At 73.1% G+C, this 20,935-nt stretch carries 17 protein-coding genes; 8 read left to right on the top strand and 9 right to left on the bottom strand.

Going from position 1 to position 20,935, the window contains the following annotated elements; all coding sequences use genetic code 11:
• Position 1: 1 nt before the first annotated feature.
• From AB0N73_RS05705 to AB0N73_RS05690, 4 genes are all read right to left on the bottom strand, one after another.
• On the bottom strand, positions 2–820 hold the full coding sequence (locus AB0N73_RS05705) for an endo alpha-1,4 polygalactosaminidase (RefSeq protein ID WP_363561276.1): 819 nt from the start codon (positions 818–820) through the stop codon (positions 2–4).
• 34 nt (positions 821–854) lie between these two features.
• Positions 855–2,612, bottom strand: coding sequence for a hypothetical protein (locus tag AB0N73_RS05700; protein ID WP_363561274.1), 1,758 nt, complete (start codon positions 2,610–2,612; stop codon positions 855–857).
• Between the two features lie 625 nt (positions 2,613–3,237).
• Positions 3,238–4,392 (bottom strand): cystathionine gamma-synthase, encoded by a 1,155-nt coding sequence (locus tag AB0N73_RS05695; protein WP_363561272.1) that lies wholly within the window; start codon positions 4,390–4,392, stop codon positions 3,238–3,240.
• Positions 4,389–5,411: a pyridoxal-phosphate dependent enzyme gene (locus AB0N73_RS05690; RefSeq protein ID WP_363561270.1), complete on the bottom strand. Its 1,023-nt coding sequence runs from the start codon at positions 5,409–5,411 to the stop codon at positions 4,389–4,391. Before AB0N73_RS05690 ends, AB0N73_RS05695 begins: the two co-directional genes overlap by 4 nt.
• Positions 5,412–5,734: 323 nt before the next feature.
• Between AB0N73_RS05690 and AB0N73_RS05685 the strand changes: the two genes are divergently transcribed.
• From AB0N73_RS05685 to AB0N73_RS05660, 6 genes are all read left to right on the top strand, one after another.
• Positions 5,735–6,715: a MetQ/NlpA family ABC transporter substrate-binding protein gene (locus AB0N73_RS05685; protein WP_363561268.1), complete on the top strand. Its 981-nt coding sequence runs from the start codon at positions 5,735–5,737 to the stop codon at positions 6,713–6,715.
• A gap of 83 nt (positions 6,716–6,798) precedes the next feature.
• Positions 6,799–7,833, top strand: coding sequence for a methionine ABC transporter ATP-binding protein (locus tag AB0N73_RS05680; RefSeq protein ID WP_363561266.1), 1,035 nt, complete (start codon positions 6,799–6,801; stop codon positions 7,831–7,833).
• On the top strand, positions 7,833–8,495 hold the full coding sequence (locus tag AB0N73_RS05675; protein ID WP_363561264.1) for an ABC transporter permease subunit: 663 nt from the start codon (positions 7,833–7,835) through the stop codon (positions 8,493–8,495). Before AB0N73_RS05680 ends, AB0N73_RS05675 begins: the two co-directional genes overlap by 1 nt.
• Positions 8,495–9,670 carry an acyl-CoA dehydrogenase family protein gene (locus AB0N73_RS05670; protein WP_363561262.1) on the top strand — a complete coding sequence of 392 codons (1,176 nt, stop codon included), beginning with the start codon at positions 8,495–8,497 and terminating at the stop codon, positions 9,668–9,670. Before AB0N73_RS05675 ends, AB0N73_RS05670 begins: the two co-directional genes overlap by 1 nt.
• Entirely contained in the window at positions 9,667–10,674 is a 1,008-nt protein-coding gene (locus tag AB0N73_RS05665) for a hypothetical protein (protein WP_363561260.1), read from the top strand. The genes AB0N73_RS05670 and AB0N73_RS05665 overlap by 4 nt, the downstream gene beginning before the upstream one ends.
• 66 nt (positions 10,675–10,740) lie before the next feature.
• The gene (locus AB0N73_RS05660) at positions 10,741–12,141 is read left to right on the top strand and encodes an NtaA/DmoA family FMN-dependent monooxygenase (protein WP_363561258.1); all 1,401 of its coding nucleotides are present in this window, start codon (positions 10,741–10,743) and stop codon (positions 12,139–12,141) included.
• Positions 12,142–12,332: 191 nt separating this feature from the next.
• Here the strand turns inward: AB0N73_RS05660 and AB0N73_RS05655 are convergent, their stop codons facing one another.
• On the bottom strand, positions 12,333–13,208 hold the full coding sequence (locus AB0N73_RS05655; RefSeq protein ID WP_363561256.1) for a sulfurtransferase: 876 nt from the start codon (positions 13,206–13,208) through the stop codon (positions 12,333–12,335).
• 654 nt (positions 13,209–13,862) lie between these two features.
• On the opposite strand from AB0N73_RS05655, the gene AB0N73_RS05650 reads away from it, so the two are divergent.
• Positions 13,863–14,327, top strand: a complete 465-nt coding sequence (locus tag AB0N73_RS05650) for a MarR family transcriptional regulator (RefSeq protein ID WP_363561254.1) — start codon at positions 13,863–13,865, stop codon at positions 14,325–14,327.
• A gap of 74 nt (positions 14,328–14,401) precedes the next feature.
• Positions 14,402–14,824, top strand: a complete 423-nt coding sequence (locus AB0N73_RS05645) for an organic hydroperoxide resistance protein (protein ID WP_363561252.1) — start codon at positions 14,402–14,404, stop codon at positions 14,822–14,824.
• A gap of 63 nt (positions 14,825–14,887) precedes the next feature.
• Here the strand turns inward: AB0N73_RS05645 and AB0N73_RS05640 are convergent, their stop codons facing one another.
• The 4 genes from AB0N73_RS05640 to kdpB all read right to left on the bottom strand — a co-directional run bounded on the left by AB0N73_RS05640 (position 14,888) and on the right by kdpB (position 20,927).
• On the bottom strand, positions 14,888–15,562 hold the full coding sequence (locus AB0N73_RS05640; protein ID WP_363561250.1) for a response regulator: 675 nt from the start codon (positions 15,560–15,562) through the stop codon (positions 14,888–14,890).
• Positions 15,559–18,060: a DUF4118 domain-containing protein gene (locus tag AB0N73_RS05635; protein WP_363561248.1), complete on the bottom strand. Its 2,502-nt coding sequence runs from the start codon at positions 18,058–18,060 to the stop codon at positions 15,559–15,561. The genes AB0N73_RS05640 and AB0N73_RS05635 overlap by 4 nt, the downstream gene beginning before the upstream one ends.
• Positions 18,061–18,136: 76 nt before the next feature.
• Positions 18,137–18,748 (bottom strand): potassium-transporting ATPase subunit KdpC, encoded by a 612-nt coding sequence (kdpC, locus tag AB0N73_RS05630; RefSeq protein WP_363561246.1) that lies wholly within the window; start codon positions 18,746–18,748, stop codon positions 18,137–18,139.
• A 19-nt stretch (positions 18,749–18,767) separates the two neighbouring features.
• Complete coding sequence (gene kdpB, locus AB0N73_RS05625; RefSeq protein WP_363561244.1) at positions 18,768–20,927, bottom strand: potassium-transporting ATPase subunit KdpB; 2,160 nt, start codon at positions 20,925–20,927, stop codon at positions 18,768–18,770.
• Between the last annotated feature and the right edge of the window lie 8 nt (positions 20,928–20,935).

Below are 20,935 nucleotides of genomic sequence, written 5' to 3'. Positions count from 1 at the left end.
GTCAGCAGAGCTCGAACGCGTACGCCGGGTCGCCGGGCGTGGTGAGGTCGCGGTCGCGCAGCACGAGCGACGCCGGCGAGGCCTCGTCCGCGCAGAGGTCGGCGAACGGTCGCGGCAGCGCATCCGTGTACTCGATCGAGATCACGTTCTTTCCGTAGACGTCGGCGTACGCACCGCACTCGTCGAACACGGCGCACTCCTCGACCACCGCGAAGTCGAAGCCGGCCTCGGCCCGCAGGCGCGCGGCATCCTCGGCCGCGTTCTTCTGCGCGGCGGCGAGCCCGACGGCGTGGGCGGCGTCGACGAGCGTGGCGGCCAGCGCCAGGTTGTCGTCGGCGTCGAGCATGCCGCTCGATCGCGTGTCGGTGTCGAGGTTGTCGAACTCGACGGCGTCGAACCCGGCCGCGGCGCAGTCCTCGATGAAGCCGGTGATCCGCTCGGCGATGGCGGCGCGGTTCTGTGCGCCGCGCGTGTCGAGCAGCGCCTCGTCGGGCCAGTCCGGGTCGATCACGTCCTCGCCGTCGACGCGCAGCACGAGGTCGTCGGGCCAGTCCCCGCGCTCGCCCGGCTGGGTCTGGAAGCCGTTGAGGTAGCAGATGGAGTAGACGTCCGGCGCGGGCTCGGCGGTGCGATCCCGGGCGACGATCCCCACGCGGGGGTCCGGGTCGTACGCCCCGCCGAGCTGGTAGTCGGGCGCCGCCCCCGCGGGCGGCAACGAGATCGACGCGGTCGCCTGGTCGCCGGGCGCGCTGCATCCGGTCAGCAGGATCGCCGCCGCGACGAGCATGGCGGCCGCGGCGGGCAGGAGGCGACGCGTCATGGCTCCATGATGCCGGGGATGAACCGACGCCGCGTCACGCCGTCGCGAGCACCGTGTCGGCGAGCGGCACCCGGGCCTCGAGCACGACGTCGCCGCCGCGCTGGACGACGCGCGCGTCACGCCCCAGGTGCGCGATCCCGCGACCGGCGTCGAGCGTCAGCGTGCGGGCGAGCACACCCCGCGAGCACACCTCGACCCGCAGGTCGTCGCCGCCGGGGTCGCGGCTGACATCCAACGTCGCCTGGCGCGCGCCCGAGTGCTTGACGGCGTTCACGAACCCCTCGGCGGCGACATCCGCCACCCGACGCGCCACGTCGCCGCAGGTGAGGGCGTCGCGCGCATCCCGCGTGATCCGCGTCGAGATCTCGAGGACGTGCGCCCAGGTAGCGAGCAGTTCGTCGAGCTCCGCCGCGCGGGCGAGCGCCGGCGGCGGAGCGAGCTCGATGTCATCGAGGGCCTGGCCCACCGCATCCGCGAACGCGTGCGCCTGGTCGGATGTCGCGGGTGCGTCCTCGATCGAGGCGGCGAACACGACGCACCGCCCCTGGACAGCGCCGTGCAGGCCGTCCGCCGCCGCGCGCAGGGCGCTCCGCGACCGCGCCGCACGGCGGGCGACGGCGTCGGTCTGCTCGGCGAGCGCGTGGGTGAGCTTTCGCGCCTGCACGATCGAGCGTCGGATCGCATCGGTCGACATCGCGGCGATGACGGCCGCACCCGGAATGGCGACGAGCGGGACGAGCGACACCGGCCAGGACGCGGGCAGGAGTGCCGTCGCCGCCGCCGAGAACAGGGCACCCGCGATGATCCAGGTCACCACGAGCACGGCTCCGCGCACCTCGGGCCGACGGCGGGCGGCGATGCGGCGGGTCGCCAGGTCGCCGGCCAGCCCCAGCGCAAGCATGAGCAGCACCGCGACGACCACCAGATACAGGGGAGCGGATTGCAGGGTGTAGGGCAGGCTCCCGACGATGTAGATGAACGCCACGGTGAACGGCGGCGGCGGGCGCAGCCGCGAGAGGAACGGCCGGGCGGCGCCGCCGGTGGGCACCGGATCGGTTCCGGCGCCGATCTCCGCCAACGGCACGGCGGCGGCATCCTCGAGCTCGTGGCTGGCGGTGCGCACGGCCGCCGAGAACCGGCGGACGTCGTCGAAGGTCGGCGCGCCGGTCGTCGTCTCGACCAGGAGCACCCGCAGGCGCGCGACGGCGAGCGCGATCGCGGAGCGCGAGCGGCGGGCGAAGTTCTCGGCCCGCCGGTCGGCCTCGCCGAGATTGGCCAGGGCGACGCGCAGGTGCCCGGCCGCATCCTGCGTCGCGGAGTAGCCGACGGTCGCCATGGCGACCAGCGAGAGCACGAGCACCCAGGTGAAGACGTTCGTCAGGATGCGGGAGAGCCAGCCCCCGACCGTCGGGTCGGGCAGGAGCAGCACGCTCAGGCCGTCGTTGATGAGGGGCCGCGCGATGCCCGCCACCACCAGGGCGGTGAGCACGAGCGCACCCCGCGCTGCCGGACGCCGCAACCGCCGCTCGCCCCAGGCGACGGGGAGGATCGCGAGGAGGAGCACGACCCATCCGAGCGCCGAGACCGCGATGGCCGGAAGGTACTCCCGCGGTGCGTCGATGCCGACGTACGCGCCCAGCAGCGTGGTGGCGATGACGAACGAGATGAGCGCCGTCCAGCCGGTGAAGAACCGGCCGCTCGACAGCGTGCTCCACCACACCCGCCGCACCATCCGCAGCACCTGTCGCGGCCGGCTGCCGCGCAGCTCCGCATAGGCCCTCGCCGGCGTCACGAGACCACCCCGCCGCGCACACCGAGCAGCGCCCGCGCGGTCAGCGACGCGGGCCGTTCGCGTGCACTGCACAGCATCGGCTCCCCAGCCGGTCGTTTCGGGACGACCAATCAGCGCACCAACTGTACCGATTCCGTACGAGTTCGTCTCCCCCGATCCAGCCGATTCACGCGGAACTGCTCACCTTCGCTCATCCCGCGCGGTGCTCCTGCTCCTGCTCCACGCCCCGCTCCCTTCCGCGCCGTGCTCCTGCTTCACGCCCCGCTCCTTTCCACGCCGCCGAGCGGAGGAGATCCAGCCAGCGGAGGACCGGATCACGGGTTCGGGTCCTCCGCCCGGCAGATCTCCTCCGCTCGATCGCGGATGAGGCGTGCGGGATGCGGGCGCGCGGCGCAGGGCGCGGGGCGCGCGGGTGCGGGGCGCGCGGCGGCGTGCGGATGCGGGGCGCGCGGCGGCGTGCGGATGCGGGGCGCGCGGCGGCGTGCGGATGCGGGGGGCGGGGCGGGTGCACGACATACGCCGAACGAGCGGAGGAGATCGAGCGAGCGAAGGACCGGATCAGGGAATCGGGTCCTCCGCCCGGCAGATCTCCTCCGCTCGATCGCGGATGAGGCGGACGCGCGTGTCAGATGGCGGCGAGCGCGGCGTCGAGGTCGGCGATCAGGTCGGCGCTGTCCTCGATGCCGACGGAGAGCCGCACGAGCTCGACCGGAACGGCGAGTTCGGTGCCGCGCACCGAGGCATGGGTCATCGCGTCCGGGTAGTTGACGAGCGACTCGACCCCGCCGAGCGACTCGGCGAGCGTGAACAGGCGCGTCGACTCGGCGAAGCGGCGGGCCGCGGCGCCGTCGGCGAGGTCGAGCGAGACGATGCCGCCGAACCCGCGCATCTGCGACGCCGCGAGCGCGTGACCGGGGTGGGATTCGAGGCCCGGGTAGTAGACGCGGGCCACCTTCTCGTGGCCGTCGAGGAAGCGGGCGACCGCCTCGCCGTTCTCGCTGTGACGCTGCATCCGGATGCCGAGGGTCTTGATGCCGCGCGTCGTCAGCCACGCGTCGAGCGGCCCCGAGACCGCTCCCCCGGCGAACTGCAGGAAGCGCACCTGCTCGGCCAGCGCGTCGTCGCTCGTGACGATCGCTCCGCCCACGACGTCCGAGTGGCCGCCGAGGTACTTGGTCGTGGAGTGGACGACCACATCCGCGCCGAGCGCGAGCGGCTGCTGCAGAGCGGGCGAGGCGAACGTGTTGTCGACCACGACGAGCGCGCCGGACTCGTGTCCGAGCCGCGCGAGGCCCGCGATGTCGCTGATCTTGAGCTGCGGGTTGGACGGCGTCTCGACCCAGAGGATCCGTGCCGGGCGCTCGGCGAGAGCGGCGGCGACGGCATCCAGATCGCTCATGTCGACGACCCGCAGGGTGACGCCCCAGGGTCCGAGGAGGCGGGCGATGAGCCGGTACGTGCCGCCGTAGACGTCGCTGCCGAGCAGCACCTCGTCGCCCGGCACCAGCACCGCGCGCAGCAGCGCGTCCTCGGCGGCCAGGCCCGAGGCGAACGAGATGCCGTGGGCGGCCCCCTCGAGCGCGGCGAGCTGCGTCTCGAGCGCGGTGCGCGTGGGGTTGCCGCTGCGGCCGTACTCGTACCCGCCGCGCAGGTTGCCGATGCCGTCCTGCGCGTAGGTCGACGAGAGGTGGATCGGGGGGATGACGGCACCGGTGGTGGGGTCGAACTCCTGCCCCGCGTGGATGGCGAGGGTGTCGAAGCCGCGGCTGGAATCGGTCATCGGTCTGCTCCTGCGGTGTCGGTGAGGTCTGCGGTGTCGTTCGGGTGGGCGGATGCGGGGGCGTCGAGGTCGTAGCCGCGCTCGCGCATCCAGTCGTCGTCGAAGATCTTGGCGAGGTAGCCGCGACCGGAGTCGGGGAGGACGACCACGACGGTCGCGTCCGCGGGGAGGTCTTTGGCCACCCGGAGGGCGGCGACCACGGCCATGCCGCTCGATCCGCCGACCAGCAGGCCCTCCTCGCGGGCGAGGCGCCGCGTCATCGCGAACGACTCGGCGTCGGAGACCCGCTCGTAGGCGTCGACCACGCTCGCGTCGAAGGTGTCGGGGTAGAAGTCCTCGCCCACGCCCTCGACGTCGTAGCCGTGCAGCGGACCGCCGGCGTAGATCGAGCCGATCGGGTCGGCGCCGGTGATGCGCACGGCGCCCTCCGAGACCTGCTTGAGGTAGCGGCCGGTTCCGCTGATGGTGCCGCCCGTGCCGATCCCGGCGACGAAGTGGGTGACGGTGCCGTCGGTGTCGCGCCAGATCTCGGGGCCCGTGGTCTCGAAGTGTCCGCGCGGGCCGTTCAGGTTGGCGAACTGGTTCGGCTTGAACGCGCCGGGGATCTCGCGGGCGAGGCGGTCGGACACGCTGTAGTAGGAGTCCGGGTGCTCGGGCGGGACCGAGGTCGGGGTCACGACGACCTCGGCGCCGTAGGCCTTCAGCACCGCCACCTTCTCGCCGGCGAACTTGTCGGGCACGACGAACACCATGCGGTAGCCGCGCTGCAGGGCGACCAGGGCGAGGCCGACGCCCGTGTTGCCGCTCGTGGGCTCCACGATCGTGCCGCCGGGACCGATCAGGCCGTCGCGCTCGGCGGCGTCGATGATGTTGCGGGCGATGCGGTCCTTGGCGGAGCCGCCGGGGTTGAGGTATTCGACCTTCGCCAGCACGGTGGCGGCGATCCCCTCCGTGACGGAGTGGAGGCGGACGAGGGGGGTGTTGCCGACGAGGTCGGCGACGCTCTGGGCGTAACGCATGGATGTGTCCTGTGTCAGGTGCCGCGCGGTCTACCCGTCGCAGCGATCGTCGGTCGGTCGGTGAGGGTGCGCGAGAGGGCGCACGGAATCACTCAGCGACAACAACGACAGGTCAGCACGCGACGAGAGTATCAGACCCCCGCGCCGCACACATCCGAGGCACATGACCCCGCGTGACGGACGACGACGTCTCATGACGGATGCGGTCGCCGCCGACTGCGGCGCCGTGGCGCAATGGGGCACCGCGGTCGTCCCGGCCTCCGCCGGCACATCCCGCACCACCCTGCATCCCGCATCCCGCACACGAGAAAGCGAGTCACGCCATGTCCGAGAAGGACCCCGCCGCCCCGAGCGACCTGCGCTCATCGGTCGACGCCTCCCGCAAGCGCAAGCGCAACATCTTCATCGGGGTCGGCGCCGTCGTCGCCGCAGCCCTCGTGGTGGGCGTCGTCGCGATCGTCGGCACCCTCACCCAGAGCGCGCCCAGCGAGGCCGCGGCCGGCGACGAGCGCCTGGCCCTACGGATCGCCACGAGCGAGGACAGCGACTTCCAGACCGCGGTCGGCGAGATCGCCGCCGACAAGGGCCTCGACGTGACCTGGGTCAACGTCGACGACTGGGTGCTGCCGAACACCGAGCTCGTCGCGGGCACCGTCGACGGCAACGCGTTCCAGCACATCCTGTACCTCTCGAACTTCAACGCGCAGAACGGCGAAGACCTGACGCCGGTGTTCTCCACCGTCATCACGCAGTGGGGCATCTTCTCGGCGACCCTCGGTGACGCCGCCGACATCCCCGACGGCGGGCGCATCGCCATCCCGGACGACCCCTCCAACGGCGGACGCGCGCTGTTCATCCTCGAGGCCGCGGGCCTGATCGAGATCGCGGATGACGCGGGCGACTTCCCGACGGTCGACGACGTCACCGACAACCCGCAGAACCTCGAGTTCGTGCCGATCGCGGCGACCACGATCCCGCAGCAGTTCGACGACCCGAGCCTCTCGGCCGTCGTGGTGGGCCTGTCGTACTTCGACCCGTCGCAGGGCATCACGGCCGACGACGCGCTGTACCTCGACGACTCGCTCGATGCGAAGAACCTGCCCTACGTCAACGTCGTCGCCAGCCGCGCCGACAACGCGGACGACCCGGCCTGGGCGATCCTCGAATCCGCCTACGCCGACGCGCGGGCGGCCGAGGCCCTCGAGAAGGAGGACAAGGGCGCGACGGTGCTCGTACAGGTCCCGGTGGAGGAGCTCCGCTCAAAGCTGGCCGACCTCGAGAAGGCCGCCGCCGCCAACGGCTGACCTCCGTCCGTCTCGCACCCGCTCGACGACCGGCACCCCGCGTGCCGGTCGTCGAGCCGCGCACGTGGATCCCGAGGAGGACCATGAGCACCGCCATCCGCTTCGAGAACGTCTCGAAGACCTTCGCCACCACCCGCGGCCGCACCCTCACCGCGCTCGACGATGTGTCGCTCACCGTCGACGCCGGCGACATCTACGGCATCGTCGGCTACTCGGGAGCAGGCAAGTCGACCCTGCTGCGCACCGTCAACGCGTTGGAGCGTCCCACGAGCGGACGCGTCTTCGTGGGAGACCAGGAGGTCTCGACCCTGGGCGGGGCGGCGCTCAGCCGGGCCCGCCAGCGCATCGGCATGATCTTCCAGCAGTTCAACCTGCTGCGCTCGCGCACCGTCTACAAGAACATCGCCTACCCGCTGCGCCTCGCCGGCCTGTCGGAGTCGGCGACCCTCGACCGCGTCGAGGAGCTGCTGGCCTTCGTGGGGCTGAGCGAGAAGGCACTGCACTACCCGTCGCAGCTCTCGGGCGGGCAGAAGCAGCGCGTCGGCATCGCCCGCGCGCTCGCCAACCGCCCGGACGTGCTCATCAGCGACGAGGCCACCAGCGCGCTCGACCCGCAGACGACGGCCGAGGTGCTGGAGCTCCTCGGCCGCATCCACGCCGAGTACGGCATCACGATCCTCGTCGTCACGCACGAGATGGATGTGATCCGCGAGGTGTGCAACAAGGTCGCCGTCATGCAGGACGGCCGGGTGGTCGAGCACGGGACGGTGTACGACCTGTTCGCGCACCCGCAGCATCCGACATCCCAGCGCTTCGTCGCCTCGGTGCTGCACCACCTGCCCTCGGCCGACACGATCCGCCGCATCCGCGCCGTGCACACGGGCCGGCTGGTGCAGCTGCACGTGGAGAACCGGGAGTCGAACGACCCGTTCCTCTCGCGGATCTCCCGCGCGCACGACGTGGACGTCAACGTCGTCTACGGCGGCGTCGACGAGCTGCAGGCACGTCTCTTCGGGAGCCTCACGGTGGAGCTGCTGGGGACGGACGAGAACGTCGACCGTGCGATCGCCGACCTCCGCGCCGCCGCGGTCGTGGCCGAATGGGAAGGGGCACGCTGATGGACGCCGACTACCTCGACGCCCTGCTGCCCCGCATCGGGCGGGCGCTGTTCGAGACGCTGCTCATGGTGAGCGTGTCGTTCGTGCTGGCGACCATCCTCGGTCTGGGACTCGGACTGCTCCTGTACGCGACCCGGCCCGGCAACCTGCTGGCCAATCGTGCCGTGTTCGGCGTGCTCAACATCGTGATCAACATCGTCCGGCCCGTGCCGTTCATCATCCTGGCGGTGTCGATCATCCCGCTCACGCGCCTGCTCATCGGCACGAGCATCGGTCCCCTCGCCGCCACCGTTCCCATCACGATCGTCGCGTCGATGGCGATCGCGCGCATCGTCGAATCGAACCTCGTGGCGGTGGACCCGGGCGCGATCGAGGCCGCCGTCGCCATGGGCGCACGGCCCGCCCGCGTGCTCTTCACGGTCGTGATCCCGGAGTCGCTGGGTCCCCTGGTGCTCGGGCTCACCTACATCGTCGTCGCGCTCGTCGACACGACGGCGGTCGCGGGGGCCATCGGCGGCGGCGGCCTGGGCGACCTGGCCATGAAGTACGGCTACCAGCGCTTCGACTGGTTCGTGATCCTCGTGATCGTCGTGATCCTCATCCTCCTGGTGCAGGCGGCGCAGCTGCTGGGCAACTGGGTCTCGCGAAAGGTGATGCACTGATGTCGGACGACTGGAACGACCTGCTGACGACCTGGGGCGCGCAGGCGGTGTCGCGCGAACGCGACCGCGACCTGCTCTTCGACGCCGTCGACGTCCTGCGCGGACGGCGCTTCGGCGCGCTGCGGCTGCCCGTCGAGTCCGGGGGCGCGGGCGCCGACCTCGCGACCGTGTTCGCCCGCCTGATCGAGCTCGCCGCGGCGGACGCCAGCCTGGCGCACCTCTGGCGCGGGCACCTCGCCTTCGTCGAGGGGCTTCGCTGGGACGGACTCGGCACGGACACCGCCCGCCGGTGGATCCCCCGGATCGCCGCCGGGGATGTCGTGGGCAACGCCTTCTCGGAGCGGCACGAGACCGCGGAGCTCACGACGCGCGTCGTGGCGCGCGGCGGTGCCCTGCGCGTCAGCGGCGTCAAGCACTACACGACAGGCTCGCTCTACGCCGACTGGGTGCACGTCGCCGCTCTCGACGACACCGACACCCGGGTGGCACTGACCGTGCCCGCCACCGCCCGCGGCGTGCGGATCGTCGACGACTGGGACGGCTTCGGGCAGCAGCTCACCGGCTCCGGCACGACGATCCTCGACGAGGTGGAGGTCGACCCCGCCGACATCCGAGCGCTCGGCCCGGACGACGAGGACCGGCACCGCTACATCGGCGGCCTCTACCAGCTGACGCTGCTGGCCGTCGTCGCCGGCATCGCCCGCCGGGCGGTCGAGGACACCGCCGCCTTCGTGCGCCCGCGCCGGCGCACGTTCGGCTTCTCGGGCGAGCATCGCCCGGCCGACGACCCGCTCGTGCAGCTCGTGCTCGGCGAGGTGAGCGCCGCCGCCGCGGCGGCACGCCGGCTCGTCCTCAGCCTCGCGGCCGACCTGGATGCCGCGGGCGCAGGCCACGACGCCGACGCCCTGGCGGCGCTCGAGCTCGAGGTATACCGCGCACAGCATACGATCACCGACTCGGTGCTGGCGGCGACCACCCGCCTGTTCGAGGTGGGAGGCGCGAGCGCGACCGGGCGCTCCCTCGCGCTCGACCGTCACTGGCGCAACGTCCGCACCATCGCCTCGCACAACCCGACCCTGCAGCGCGTCCGGGCGGTCGGACGCTTCGAGCTCGACGGCACCCCGCCCGAGTGGTCGGCGCCCGCCGCGTCGCCCGCGGACGAGGTGCGCGCATGACCGCGCCGGCGACGGTCGCCGCGTTCGCCGACGTGTTCGATGAGATCGGCGCCGGCACGGTCGAGCGCGAGCGCGAGCGTCGGCTGCCCTATGCCGAGGTCGAGCTGCTGCGCCGCGCGGGCTTCACCCGCGTCACGCTGCCCGTCTCGCACGGCGGGCGGGCCGCATCCCCGTCCGAGCTGTTCGAGCTGCTCGCCGAGCTCGCGCGGCGCGACCCGAACCTCGCCCAGCTGCTGCGCTCGCACTTCTCGTTCGTCGACCGGGCGCTGCACGCCGCCCCGGGCGCCCGCCGGGACCGGCAGCTCGCGCTCGTCGCCGACGGCTCCATCCACGGCAACGCGACCTTCGAGCGCGGACCCGCGGCGGTCGGCAGCGTCTCGACCGCGGTCACCCGGGATGCCGCGGGGCTCCGCCTCGACGGACGCAAGTTCTACTCCACCGGCACGCTCTTCGCCGACCTCGTCTCGGTGCTCGCCGAGCACGACGGCGCGCAGGTCGGCGTGATGCTCCGCACGGATGCCGAGGGCGTCGAGCGGATCGACGACTGGCGCGGGTTCGGCCAGCGTCTGACCGGGAGCGGATCGACGGTGTTCCGCAACGTCCGCGTCGACCCCGACGACATCCTGCCGCGGGATCCCGCCCGGGTCAGCCACGCGGGGGCGTTCGTGCAGCTCGTGCTGCTGGCAGCCGCCGCGGGCATCGGGCGCGCGGTGCTCGACGACGCCACGGCGTTCGTCCGCTCGCGCACGCGCGGCTTCAGCCACGGGTCGGCCCGCGCACCGCAGGACGACCCGATCGTGCAGGAGGTGGTGGGGGATGTCGCGGCGGCCTCCTTCGCCGCCGATGCCGCGTTGGCCGCCGCATCCCACGCCCTCGACCGGCACTGGCGCAACGCCCGCACCCTCGCCTCGCACAACCCCGCGCGCTACAAGGCGCGGGCGCTCGGCGAGCATCTGCTCGCGGGCACACCGCTCGCCGCCTGGTGGAGCGTCGGCGAGGTCTGAGCCGCGGGCGCGCAGCGTGAACAATGAACACAGACGCTCCGCATCCCCCGAACACGACGGATACCCATGACCGAACCGAAGAAGCTGATCCTCAACCTGTTCGAGATGAACACGGTGAGCCACATCACGCACGGCCTGTGGCGCCTGCCCGAGAACAACCGCCATCGCTACGGCGAGATCCGATACTGGCAGGAGCTCGCGCAGATCGTCGAGGACGGCGGGTTCGACGGGGTGTTCCTGGCCGACGTGGTGGGGGCGTACGACGTGTTCCGGGGCGGCCCCGAGACGGCCGTCCGCGAGGGCCTGCAGATCCCCTCGAACGACCCGCTGCTGGTCATCCCGGCGATGGCGGCCGTCACCGACCGCATCGGGTTCGGCGTCACGTTCTCCACGAGCTACGAGCCGCCGTTCGCGTTCGCGCGGCGCATGTCGACCCTCGACCAGCTCACCGCGGGTCGTGTCGGCTGGAACATCGTCACGTCGTACCTGCCGAACGCCGCGCGCAACTTCGGCCTGGCCGACCAGATCCCGCACGACACCCGGTACGAGATCGCCGACGAGTTCCTCGACGTCGTCTACAAGCTGTGGGAGGGCTCGTGGGACGACGACGCGCTCGTCTACGACCGCGACGGCGGCGTCGTGACCGACCCTGCCGGGGTGCGGTACATCGACCACGTGGGCGAGCACTTCCGAGTGGCCGGTCCGCACCTCAGCGCCCCGAGCCCGCAGCGCACCCCGGTGCTGTTCCAGGCCACCGGCTCCCCCGCCGGCATCGCGTTCGCCGGCCGCCACGCCGAGGTGGTCTTCACGGGCGGCACCTCGGCCGCGGACTTCCGCCGCAACGCGCAGGGGATGCGGGATGCCGCGACCCGCAACGGGCGCGACGGGCGCGACGGGCGCGACCTCCGCTTCCTCGTGCAGGCGGGCATCGTCGTGGGCCGCACCCAGGCCGAGGCCGACGCCAAATGGGAGCTGTACCGCGCGCGCACGAGCCTCGACGGCATCCTCGCGCACGCCAGCATGCCGCTCGATCTCACCGCCTTCCCCGGACACCTGAGCGTCGCCGAGGCGGCACGGCTCGCGGGCATGGATGCGGTGCCGCCCGGCCTCGTCGCCGAGCGCACCGTCGCCGAGACGCTCGAGGGCTTCCGGCGCGGCCGCGAGGACCGGTACTTCGTCGTGGGGACGCCCTCGGTCGTGGCCGACGAGATCGAGCGCTGGCTCGACGAGGACGGCATCGACGGCATCAATCTGCGCCAGTACCACTCGTTCGACACGGCTCGGGATGTGGCTGAACTGGTGGTGCCCGAACTGCGGCGGCGCGGCCGCATCCGCGACGGCGAGCCGGCGACCCTGCGCGAGCGCCTGTTCGGCGCCGGCCCGCACCTGCCCGATACGCACATCGCCCGGCGCTACCGCGGCGGCGCGAACCTCGACGTCCCGATCCCGCCGCTCCGCTTCGGCTGAGCCCGCGGGGGGGGCGGGGCGGGGCGGGGTGCGGCGTTGCGGGGGCGGCGGGGCGGGTTCGGCGTTCTCGGAGAATCGGCCCGTTCTCGGAGGATTCTCGCGCTCGTCTCCGAGAAACGCAGGAATCCCCGAGAACCGCGGTGACGCTGCCGGGCTGCGGCCAGTCGGCGGCGGCGCGGGCAGCGGCGCGGTCAGCGGGCGAAGACCTCGCCCCACGGCGTCGGCCCGACCGCGACCGGGCGCCCGCGACTGCGCGACCAGCGGCTCCACGAGCCCGGGAACACCCGCGCGTCGATGTCCGCGCGGCTGAGCGCGAGGGCGGTGTGGGCGGCGGCGATGCCCGAGCTGCAGTAGACGACGACCGAGCCGGATGCCGGGGCTCCTGCATCCGCCAGCGTCCGCCGCACGTCGTCCGCGGCGCGCAGTCGGCCGTCGGGGGCCACGTGGGCGAGCGTCGGCACGTTGAGGGCTCCGGGGATGTGGCCGGCCGAGGGATCGGGCGTGGGCGCGGTCCCTCGGTAGTGCTGGGGGGCGCGGGCGTCGATGAGCACACCGTCGCGCGGGGCGCGGGCGACGTCGTCGATGCTGGCCTCGCCCGGGTCGGCGTCCTCCAGCTCGACGTCACCGGGCGCGGGCTGCACGTCGCCGCCGTCGAGCAGCTGACCCGCCTCGATCCAGGCGCGCAGGCCGCCGTCGAGCACGCGGATGTCGACGCCGCGGCGGCGCAGCAACCACCACGCGCGTGCGGCGGCCACGCCGTCGTTGTCGTCGTAGGCGATCACCGTGTCACCCTGGCGGATCCCCCAGCGTCGCGCGGACTGCTCGAGGTCGGCGATGGTCGGAAGCGGATGGCGCCCCTCTTCGGGGTGACCAGGGCGGGTGAGCTCGCGCTCCAGATCGACGTAGACCGCACCGGGCAAGTGGCCCGCGAGGTACGCCGGGCGCCCCTCCGGCAGGTCGAGCCGCCACCGCACATCGAGCAGGCGGATGGGCAGCGCTCCCTCCGCCAGCGCGGCGGCGAGGGCCGCGGCGCTGACGACGGGACCGCCCGAACCTGCGTGCGTCATTCTGCGAGGATGCCCGTCCCGGCCGCCGACCGCGACGGCGGCCCGCAACATCCCGTCACCCGACGTCACGGGCGGTCACAGTCCGTACCGGCTCGGGCTCACACCCCCCATCCGCCCCTATCCGCCCGCACAACGGCGGACCGACCACCCCGACACGCCGCACGGATGCCGCCGCCACCGGAGTGTCGCCCGCCACATCCGCCGTTGTGCACGGCGACGCGAGCGCGACGCGCGCCGGGCCCGACTCACACACCCCGGGCCCGCCACCCCATCCCCGCCTCATCTCCCCGCACAACGGCGGACCGACCACCCCGACACCCCGCACGGATGCCGCCGCCACCGGGGCGTCGCCCGCCACATCCGCCGTTGTGCTCGGCGAGGCGGGCGCGACGCGCGACGCACGCCGAGCCCGACTCACCCGCCCCGGGGCCCGCCACCCCGTCCACCCCCATCCCCGCCCCCATCCGCCCCGTCCGCCTGCACAACGGCGGACCGACCACCCCGACACCCCGCACGGATGCCGCCGCCACCGGGGTGTCGCCCGCCACATCCGCCGTTGTGCACGGCACACGGGCAGGCGAGCGCGACGGGCGGGCGAGCGAGACGGGCGAGCGATGGGTTGTGCACAATTAGATTGCGTGCAATGCTTTTGGCATGACCGCGGACGACAGCAGCGAGCGCCGGGTGCTCGACGAGATGTTGTGCTTCTCGATGTATGCGGCGAGCAGGGCGACCACGCAGGCGTATCGCCGGCTGCTGCAGCCGTGGGGCCTGACGTACCCGCAGTACCTCGTGCTCGTGGAGCTGTGGTCGCGCGGCCCGCTCTCGGTGCGCGAGCTCGGTGACGACCTGGCCCTCGACTCCGGCACGCTGTCTCCGCTGCTTCGCCGCATGGATGCCGCCGGCATCCTCACCCGCCGGCGCGAGCAGAACGACGGTCGGGTGGTGACGGTTGCGCTCACCGCGCGCGGCCTCGCGCTGCGCAACGAGATGTCATCGGTTCCCGCCGAGCTCGGCCGCTGCATGGGCGTCGACCTGCCCGCCGCGCGGGCGATGGTCGAGGACCTCCGCCGGCTCACCGACACCGTGAACCGCGCGAACCTCGCCGCCGCATCCTGACCGCGCCCGCAGACCGCGCACCCGCGGACCGCGGAGCCCCGCGATCCCCAGATCCCCCACGAAAGGTGAATCCCATGGAAGCTCTCTACACCGCTGAGGCTCTCGCGACCGGCGACGGCCGCAACGGACACGTCGCCACGACCGACGGCATCCTGAACGCCGACGTCCGCGTGCCGAAGGAGATGGGCGGTGCCGGCAACGCGCTGAACCCGGAGCTCCTCTTCGCCGCCGGCTACTCGGCCTGTTTCCACAGCGCGCTGCAGTCGGTCGCGCGTGCGCAGAAGGTGGCCATCGCCGACACGAGCGTCGGTGCACGGGTACAGATCGGCCCGAACGGCGAGGGCGGGTTCCAGCTGGCCGTCGAGCTCGAGGTCGTCATCCCCGAGCTGCCGCACGACCAGGCGCAGGCCCTCGCCGACGCCGCCCACCAGGTGTGCCCGTACTCGAACGCCACCCGCGGCAACATCGAGGTCACCATCCGCGTCACCGAGGACTGACCCCTCGGCCGGGTGGGCGGCGCCCCGTCCGCCCGGCCAGCTCCGTCCGCCCGGCCAGCCCCGTCACCCCAGGACCAGCCGATACCCCATCCCGGGCTCGGTGAGCAGGTGCACGGGGTGCGCCGGATCCCGCTCGAGCTTCTTGCGCAGCTGCGACATGTAGAGCCGCAGGTATCCCGAGTCCGACACCTGCTCGCTCGCCCAGATCTCCTTCAGCAGACTCTGCCGCGTGACCAGGGCCCCCGGATGCCGGGCGAGGAACTCCAGCATGCGCCACTCGGTGGGCGTGAGGTGCACGCGCTCGCCGTCGCGGCGCACCGTCTTGGCCGCGAGGTCGAGCTCCACATCGGCGAAGCGCACGACGGGCGCATCGGGCGTGCTGGCCGTCCGCCGGCCGAGCGCGCGCAACCGCGCCAGCAGCTCGTCGATCTGGAAGGGCTTCGTGACGTAGTCGTCGGCGCCGGCATCCAGGGCGTCCACCTTGTCGGCCGACCCGGTGCGGCCCGACACGACGATGATCGGCGCTGTGGTCCAGCCGCGGAGCGCCTCGATCACCTGCACCCCGTCGAGGTGCGGCATCCCGAGATCGAGCAGGACGAGATCCGGATGGGTCTGCGCCGCGAGCGTGACCGCCGCCGCGCCGTCGGCCGCGGCCACCACGTCGTAGCCGTGCGCGGCCAGCGTGATGCGCAGCGCCCGCACCAGCTGCGGATCGTCATCGGCCACGAGGATCTTCACTCCCCCATCCTCCCGCCCGCCAGCGGCAACGCGACGACCATCGTCAGCCCGCCGCCCGGGGTGTCCTCGGCGGCGATCGAGCCGCCCATCCCCTCGGCGAACCCGCGCGACAGCGCCAGCCCCAGCCCGAGACCCGCGGTGTTGTCGGTGTCGCCCATGCGCTGGAACGGCGCGAACATGTCGCCGCGCCGCTCGGCCGGAACACCCTCGCCGCGATCCACGATCCGGATCTCGGCCAGCGCGCCCAGACTGCTCGTCGACACGAGCACCCGCCGTCCCGACGGGCTGTGGCGCACCGCGTTGGCGAGCACGTTCACCACGACGCGCTGCAGCAGCACCGGGTCGGCGGCGAGCGCGGGGAGCTCGGGATCCAGCGACAGCTCGACGGAGGCTGGCCCCAGTCCGAGCTCGTCGATCGCGGCCAGGATGACGTCGGCCGCGTCGACCGGCGCGAGCGACACCGCCAGCACGCCCGCCTGCACCCGGCTGACATCGAGCAGGTCGGTGACGAGGGCCGTGAGGGTGGCGAGGCTCTCGTCGGCCGTCGCCAGGAGCTCCGCGCGGTCGTCGGCGCTCAGCTGGCCCCCGGCCGCCCGCAGCCCGCCGAGCGCGGCGACCGCAGCCGCGAGCGGGCGTCGCAGATCGTGGCTGACCGCCGAGAGGAGGGCGGTGCGCACCTGGTCGGTCTCGGCCAGCGCGTCCGCCTCCCGCGCGGTGGCCGACAGGTCGGTGTGCTCGATGGCGGCCGCCAGCTGGGCGACGATGACATCGAGCAGTCGCCGCGCGGCCGCGTCCGGGATGCTGCCGTGCAGCTCGAGCGTGGCGCGGGGCGGTTCGCCGACGGGCAGCGACGTGAACCGGCCGCCGCGCAGCGGCTCGCCGTCCGACCACAGCACGTCGCCGTCGACGCCCACCAGACGCACCCCCGACAGCCCGAACGCCTCGCGGGTGCGACCCACGAGCGCCGGCACCGCCCCTTCTCCGCGCAGCACCGATCCCGCGATCGTCGCGAGCAGCTCGGACTCCGCCGCCGCGCGTTCGGCCCGGCGGGTGCGCCGCGCCGCCTGGTCGACGATGTAGCTCACGAGGATCGCGATGACGACGTACAGCGCGAGGGCCAGGGCGTGCAGCGGATGCGCGATCGACAGCGTGAACTCGGGCGCGACGAACAGCACGTTCAGCGTGAGCCCCGACAGCACGGCCGCGAACAGCGCCGGCCAGATGCCGCCCACGAGCGCCACGACGACCACCAGCAGCTGATAGGCGAGCACGTCGGAGGTGATCGAGTCGTCGCTGCGGAACGTGAACAGCAGCACCGACAGGAGCGGGCCGAACACGAGCGCGACGGCGAAGCCCAGGATGCGGCGCTTGAGGCTCAGTGCGCCGCGCTGCAGCCGCGGCAGCCGCAGCCGCCCGCCCGCCGCGGCGTGCGTGACCATGTGGACGTCGATGTCACCCGACTCGCGGATGACGGTGGCCCCGATCCCCGGACCCGTCAGCGCCGCGGTGAGGCGCCCGCGCCTGCTCACCCCGATGACGAGCTGCGTGGCGTTGACCGAGCGGGCGAACTCGACCAGCGCCCGCGGCACGTCGTCGCCCACCACCTGGTGGTAGGTGCCGCCGAGCGACTCGACGAGCGCGCGCTGGCGCACGAGGGCGTCGGGGCTGCCCTGGCGCAGCCCGTCCTGCGCCGACACGTGCACGGCGAGCAGTTCACCGCCCGCCGACCGCGCCGCGATGCGCGCGCCCCGCCGCAGCAGGGTCTCGCCCTCGGGGCCGCCGGTGAGCGCGACCACCACGCGCTCGCGCGCCTGCCAGGTGCCGCTGATGCCCTGTTCCGCACGGTAGGTCTGGAGCGCGCTGTCGACCTCGTCGGCGAGCCAGAGCAGGGCGAGCTCGCGGAGCGCGGTGAGGTTGCCGAGCCGGAAGTAGTTGGACAGCGCCGCATCCACCCGCTCGGCCGGGTAGACCAGACCCGCCGAGAGCCGGTCGCGCAGCGACTGCGGGGCGAGGTCGACGACCTCGATCTGCTCGGCGCGACGGATGACCGCGTCGGGGACGGTCTCGCGCTGCACGGCGCCGGTGATCCGCTCGACGACGTCGCCGAGGGACTCGATGTGCTGCACGTTGACGGTCGTGATGACGTCGATGCCGGCCGCCAGCAGCTCGTCGACGTCCTGCCAGCGCTTGGCGTTGCGCGCACCGGGCGCGTTGGTGTGGGCGAGCTCGTCGACCAGGGCGAGATCGGGATGCCGGGCGAGCACCGCATCCAGGTCCATCTCCTCGAGCACGACGCCGCGGTGCCGGTATGCGCGCCGCGGCACCTCCGCGAGCCCCGCGGTCTGGGCCGCGGTGGCCGCCCGACCGTGGGTCTCGACGACCGCGATCACGACGTCGCGCCCGTCGGCGGCCAGCCGCGCCCCCTCCTGCAGCATCTCGTAGGTCTTGCCGACCCCCGGCGCCGCCCCCAGCAGCACCCGCAGCATGCCCCGCTTCACGCGTCGCCTCGGCGATCGCGGGGCGTGCGCATCCGGCCTGCGTAGGTCACCTCAGCAGTATGCTCCCCCGCGCGGTTCACGGCGCGAGCGCGTCGAGCGCGAGGTTCAGCGCGAGCACGTTCACCCGCTCCTCACCGAGGTAGCCGAGCTCTCGCGGCGCCGTGTTCTCGGCGACGAGGGCGCGCACCTCGGATGCCGCCAGCCCCCGCTCCGCGGCGATTCGCGGCACCTGCAGCGCGGCGTAGGCGGGACTGATGTGCGGATCGAGCCCGGACGCGGATGCGGTGACCGCGTCGACGGGGACCTCGTCCGCGTCGACGCCCTCGAGAGCGGCGACGGCGGCCCGGCGCTCCTCGATGGCCGCGACCAGGTCGACGTTCTCCGGGCCGAGGTTCGAGCCGGACGACGCGCCGCCGTCGTAGCCGTCGCCCGCGGCGGAGGGGCGGGACTGGAAGTACTGCCGCAGCGGTGCGCCGTCGGCATCCGTGAAGGACTGCCCGATCAACGCGCTGCCCACGACGGCGCCCGACGACGACCGGACGAGCGAGCCGCCGGCCTGCGCGGGGGCGATGAGCTGACCGAGCCCGGTCAGCAGGGCTGTGTAGCCGATCCCCAGCACGAGGGTCGCGACGAGCATCGCGCGGACGGCGACGCCGGCCTGACGGAGGGTGGTGCGAGCGGTGGACATGTTCTCTCCTGAGTCCCGGTCAGAATCCGGGGATGAGGCTGACGACGAGGTCGATGAGCTTGATGCCGATGAAGGGCAGCGCCACACCGCCCAGGCCGTAGACGAGCAGGTTGCGGCCGAGGATCTGCGACGCGCTCGCGGCGCGGTAGCGCACCCCGCGCAGCGCCAGCGGGATCAGCACGACGATGATGACCGCGTTGAAGATGATCGCGCTCATGACCGCCGAGGCGGGCGAGCTCAGCTGCATGACGTTGAGCACGGCGAGGCCGGGGAAGACGCCCATGAACATCGCGGGGATGATCGCGAAGTACTTGGCGATGTCGTTGGCCAGCGAGAACGTCGTGAGGGCGCCGCGGGTGATCAGCAGCTGCTTGCCGATGCGCACGATGTCGATGAGCTTGGTCGGGTCGGAGTCGAGATCGACCATGTTGCCGGCCTCTTTCGCGGCCGACGTGCCCGTGTTCATCGCGACGCCCACGTCGGCCTGCGCGAGGGCGGGTGCGTCGTTGGTGCCGTCGCCCGTCATCGCGACCAGGTTGCCGCCGGCCTGCTCGCGGGTGATGAGGGCGAGCTTGTCCTCCGGCGTCGCCTCGGCCAGGTAGTCGTCGACGCCCGCCTCGGCGGCGATGGCCCGCGCGGTGAGCGGGTTGTCGCCGGTGATCATGACGGTGCGGATGCCCATCGACCGCAGCTCCTCGAATCGCTCGCGCAGCCCCTCCTTCACGATGTCCTTGAGGTGGATGACGCCGAGCACGGCGGCGGTGCCGGCGGCATCCATCGTCGCGACGACGAGCGGCGTGCCGCCGCCCTGCGAGATCAGATCGGTCTCGCTCAGCAGGGCCGCGCGGGTGACGCCCGCCAGGGGCGCCCCCGACTCCTCCGCCCAGGCGATGACCGCGCCGCTCGCGCCCTTGCGGATGCGGGTGCCGTCGGCGAGGTCCAGCCCGCTCATGCGCGTCTGCGCGGTGAAGGGCACGACGACGGCGCCGCCCGGCTCGGTGACGGCGATGTCGCGCGCGGCGGCGAGGTCGACGACCGACATGCCCTCGGGGGTCGGGTCGGCGAGCGAGGAGAGCGCCGCGGCGCGCGCGAGCTCGTCCTCCCCGACGCCGGGGAGCGCCACGAACGCCGCGGCGCGGCGGTTGCCGTAGGTGATGGTGCCGGTCTTGTCGAGCAGGAGCGTCGTGACGTCCCCCGCCGCCTCGACCGCGCGCCCCGACATCGCCAGGACGTTGCGCTGCACCAGACGATCCATGCCGGCGATGCCGATGGCCGACAGCAGCGCGCCGATCGTCGTCGGGATGAGGCACACGAGCAGCGCGATGAGCACCGGGATGCCGACGGGGGCGGCAGCGTAGGAGGCGAGGGGGTTGAGCACGAGCACGACGACCACGAAGACGATCGACAGGCTCGCCAGCAGGATGTTGAGGGCGATCTCGTTCGGGGTCTTCTGACGGCTCGCCCCCTCGACGAGCGCGATCATGCGGTCGACGAAGGTCTCCCCCGGCCGCGAGGTGATGCGCACCACGATCCGGTCGCTGAGAACGCGCGTGCCCCCGGTCACAGCGCTGCGATCGCCGCCGGACTCCCGGACGACCGGGGCGGATTCGCCCGTGATCGCGGACTCGTCGACCGTCGCGATGCCCGCCACGATGTCGCCGTCGCCCGGGATCAGCTCGCCCGCCGCGACGACGACCACATCGCCCAGCACGAGGTCGCTCGAGGGCACGGCCGTCCCGGCGGTGCGCTCGCCCGTCGGGTCGCCGACCGGGTCGTAGGCGAGCAGTCGCCGGGCCGTCGTGCTGGTGCGGGTGCTGCGCAGCGACGCCGCCTGCGCCTTGCCGCGGCCCTCCGCCACCGACTCGGCGAGGTTCGCGAACAGCACGGTCGCCCACAGCCACACGGCGATCCCCCATGTGAAGCCGGACGGCACCGCGGCGCCGCCGGAGTCCTCGGCGCCGCCCAGGAACGGCTCGACGAGCGCGATGAGCGTCGTGAGCACGGCACCCACCCACACGAGGAACATGACGGGGTTGCGCCACAGAGCCGCGGGATTGAGCTTGCGGAGCGCGCCCGGCAGAGCGGCGACGAGCGCCGCCCAGCCGAAGGGACGGGGGCGCCCCGCCGGTGAGGCGACGGGCGCCGCATCGGGGACGGGGTGCACGGTGCGAGATGACACGTCGGACA

It is taken from the genome of Microbacterium sp. NPDC089189, assembly GCF_040685095.1.
Taxonomy (GTDB): Bacteria; Actinomycetota; Actinomycetes; order Actinomycetales; family Microbacteriaceae; genus Microbacterium.
The sequence above is the reverse complement of the archived record's forward strand: the minus strand, read 5'-3'. Positions and strand labels throughout refer to the sequence as shown.

Excerpts from the sequence above, each read along its gene's own strand:
- AB0N73_RS05685 (WP_363561268.1), top strand. The coding sequence starts at position 5,735 with ATGTCCGAGAAGGACCCCGCCGCCCCGAGCGACCTGCGCTCATCGGTC.
- AB0N73_RS05655 (WP_363561256.1), bottom strand. The coding sequence starts at position 13,208 with ATGACGCACGCAGGTTCGGGCGGTCCCGTCGTCAGCGCCGCGGCCCTC.
- kdpC (WP_363561246.1), bottom strand. The coding sequence starts at position 18,748 with ATGTCCACCGCTCGCACCACCCTCCGTCAGGCCGGCGTCGCCGTCCGC.
- AB0N73_RS05645 (WP_363561252.1), top strand. The coding sequence starts at position 14,402 with ATGGAAGCTCTCTACACCGCTGAGGCTCTCGCGACCGGCGACGGCCGC.
- AB0N73_RS05675 (WP_363561264.1), top strand. The coding sequence starts at position 7,833 with ATGGACGCCGACTACCTCGACGCCCTGCTGCCCCGCATCGGGCGGGCG.
- AB0N73_RS05650 (WP_363561254.1), top strand. The coding sequence starts at position 13,863 with ATGACCGCGGACGACAGCAGCGAGCGCCGGGTGCTCGACGAGATGTTG.
- AB0N73_RS05670 (WP_363561262.1), top strand. The coding sequence starts at position 8,495 with ATGTCGGACGACTGGAACGACCTGCTGACGACCTGGGGCGCGCAGGCG.
- AB0N73_RS05705 (WP_363561276.1), bottom strand. The coding sequence starts at position 820 with ATGACGCGTCGCCTCCTGCCCGCCGCGGCCGCCATGCTCGTCGCGGCG.
- AB0N73_RS05660 (WP_363561258.1), top strand. The coding sequence starts at position 10,741 with ATGACCGAACCGAAGAAGCTGATCCTCAACCTGTTCGAGATGAACACG.
- AB0N73_RS05695 (WP_363561272.1), bottom strand. The coding sequence starts at position 4,392 with ATGACCGATTCCAGCCGCGGCTTCGACACCCTCGCCATCCACGCGGGG.
- AB0N73_RS05680 (WP_363561266.1), top strand. The coding sequence starts at position 6,799 with ATGAGCACCGCCATCCGCTTCGAGAACGTCTCGAAGACCTTCGCCACC.
- AB0N73_RS05665 (WP_363561260.1), top strand. The coding sequence starts at position 9,667 with ATGACCGCGCCGGCGACGGTCGCCGCGTTCGCCGACGTGTTCGATGAG.
- AB0N73_RS05690 (WP_363561270.1), bottom strand. The coding sequence starts at position 5,411 with ATGCGTTACGCCCAGAGCGTCGCCGACCTCGTCGGCAACACCCCCCTC.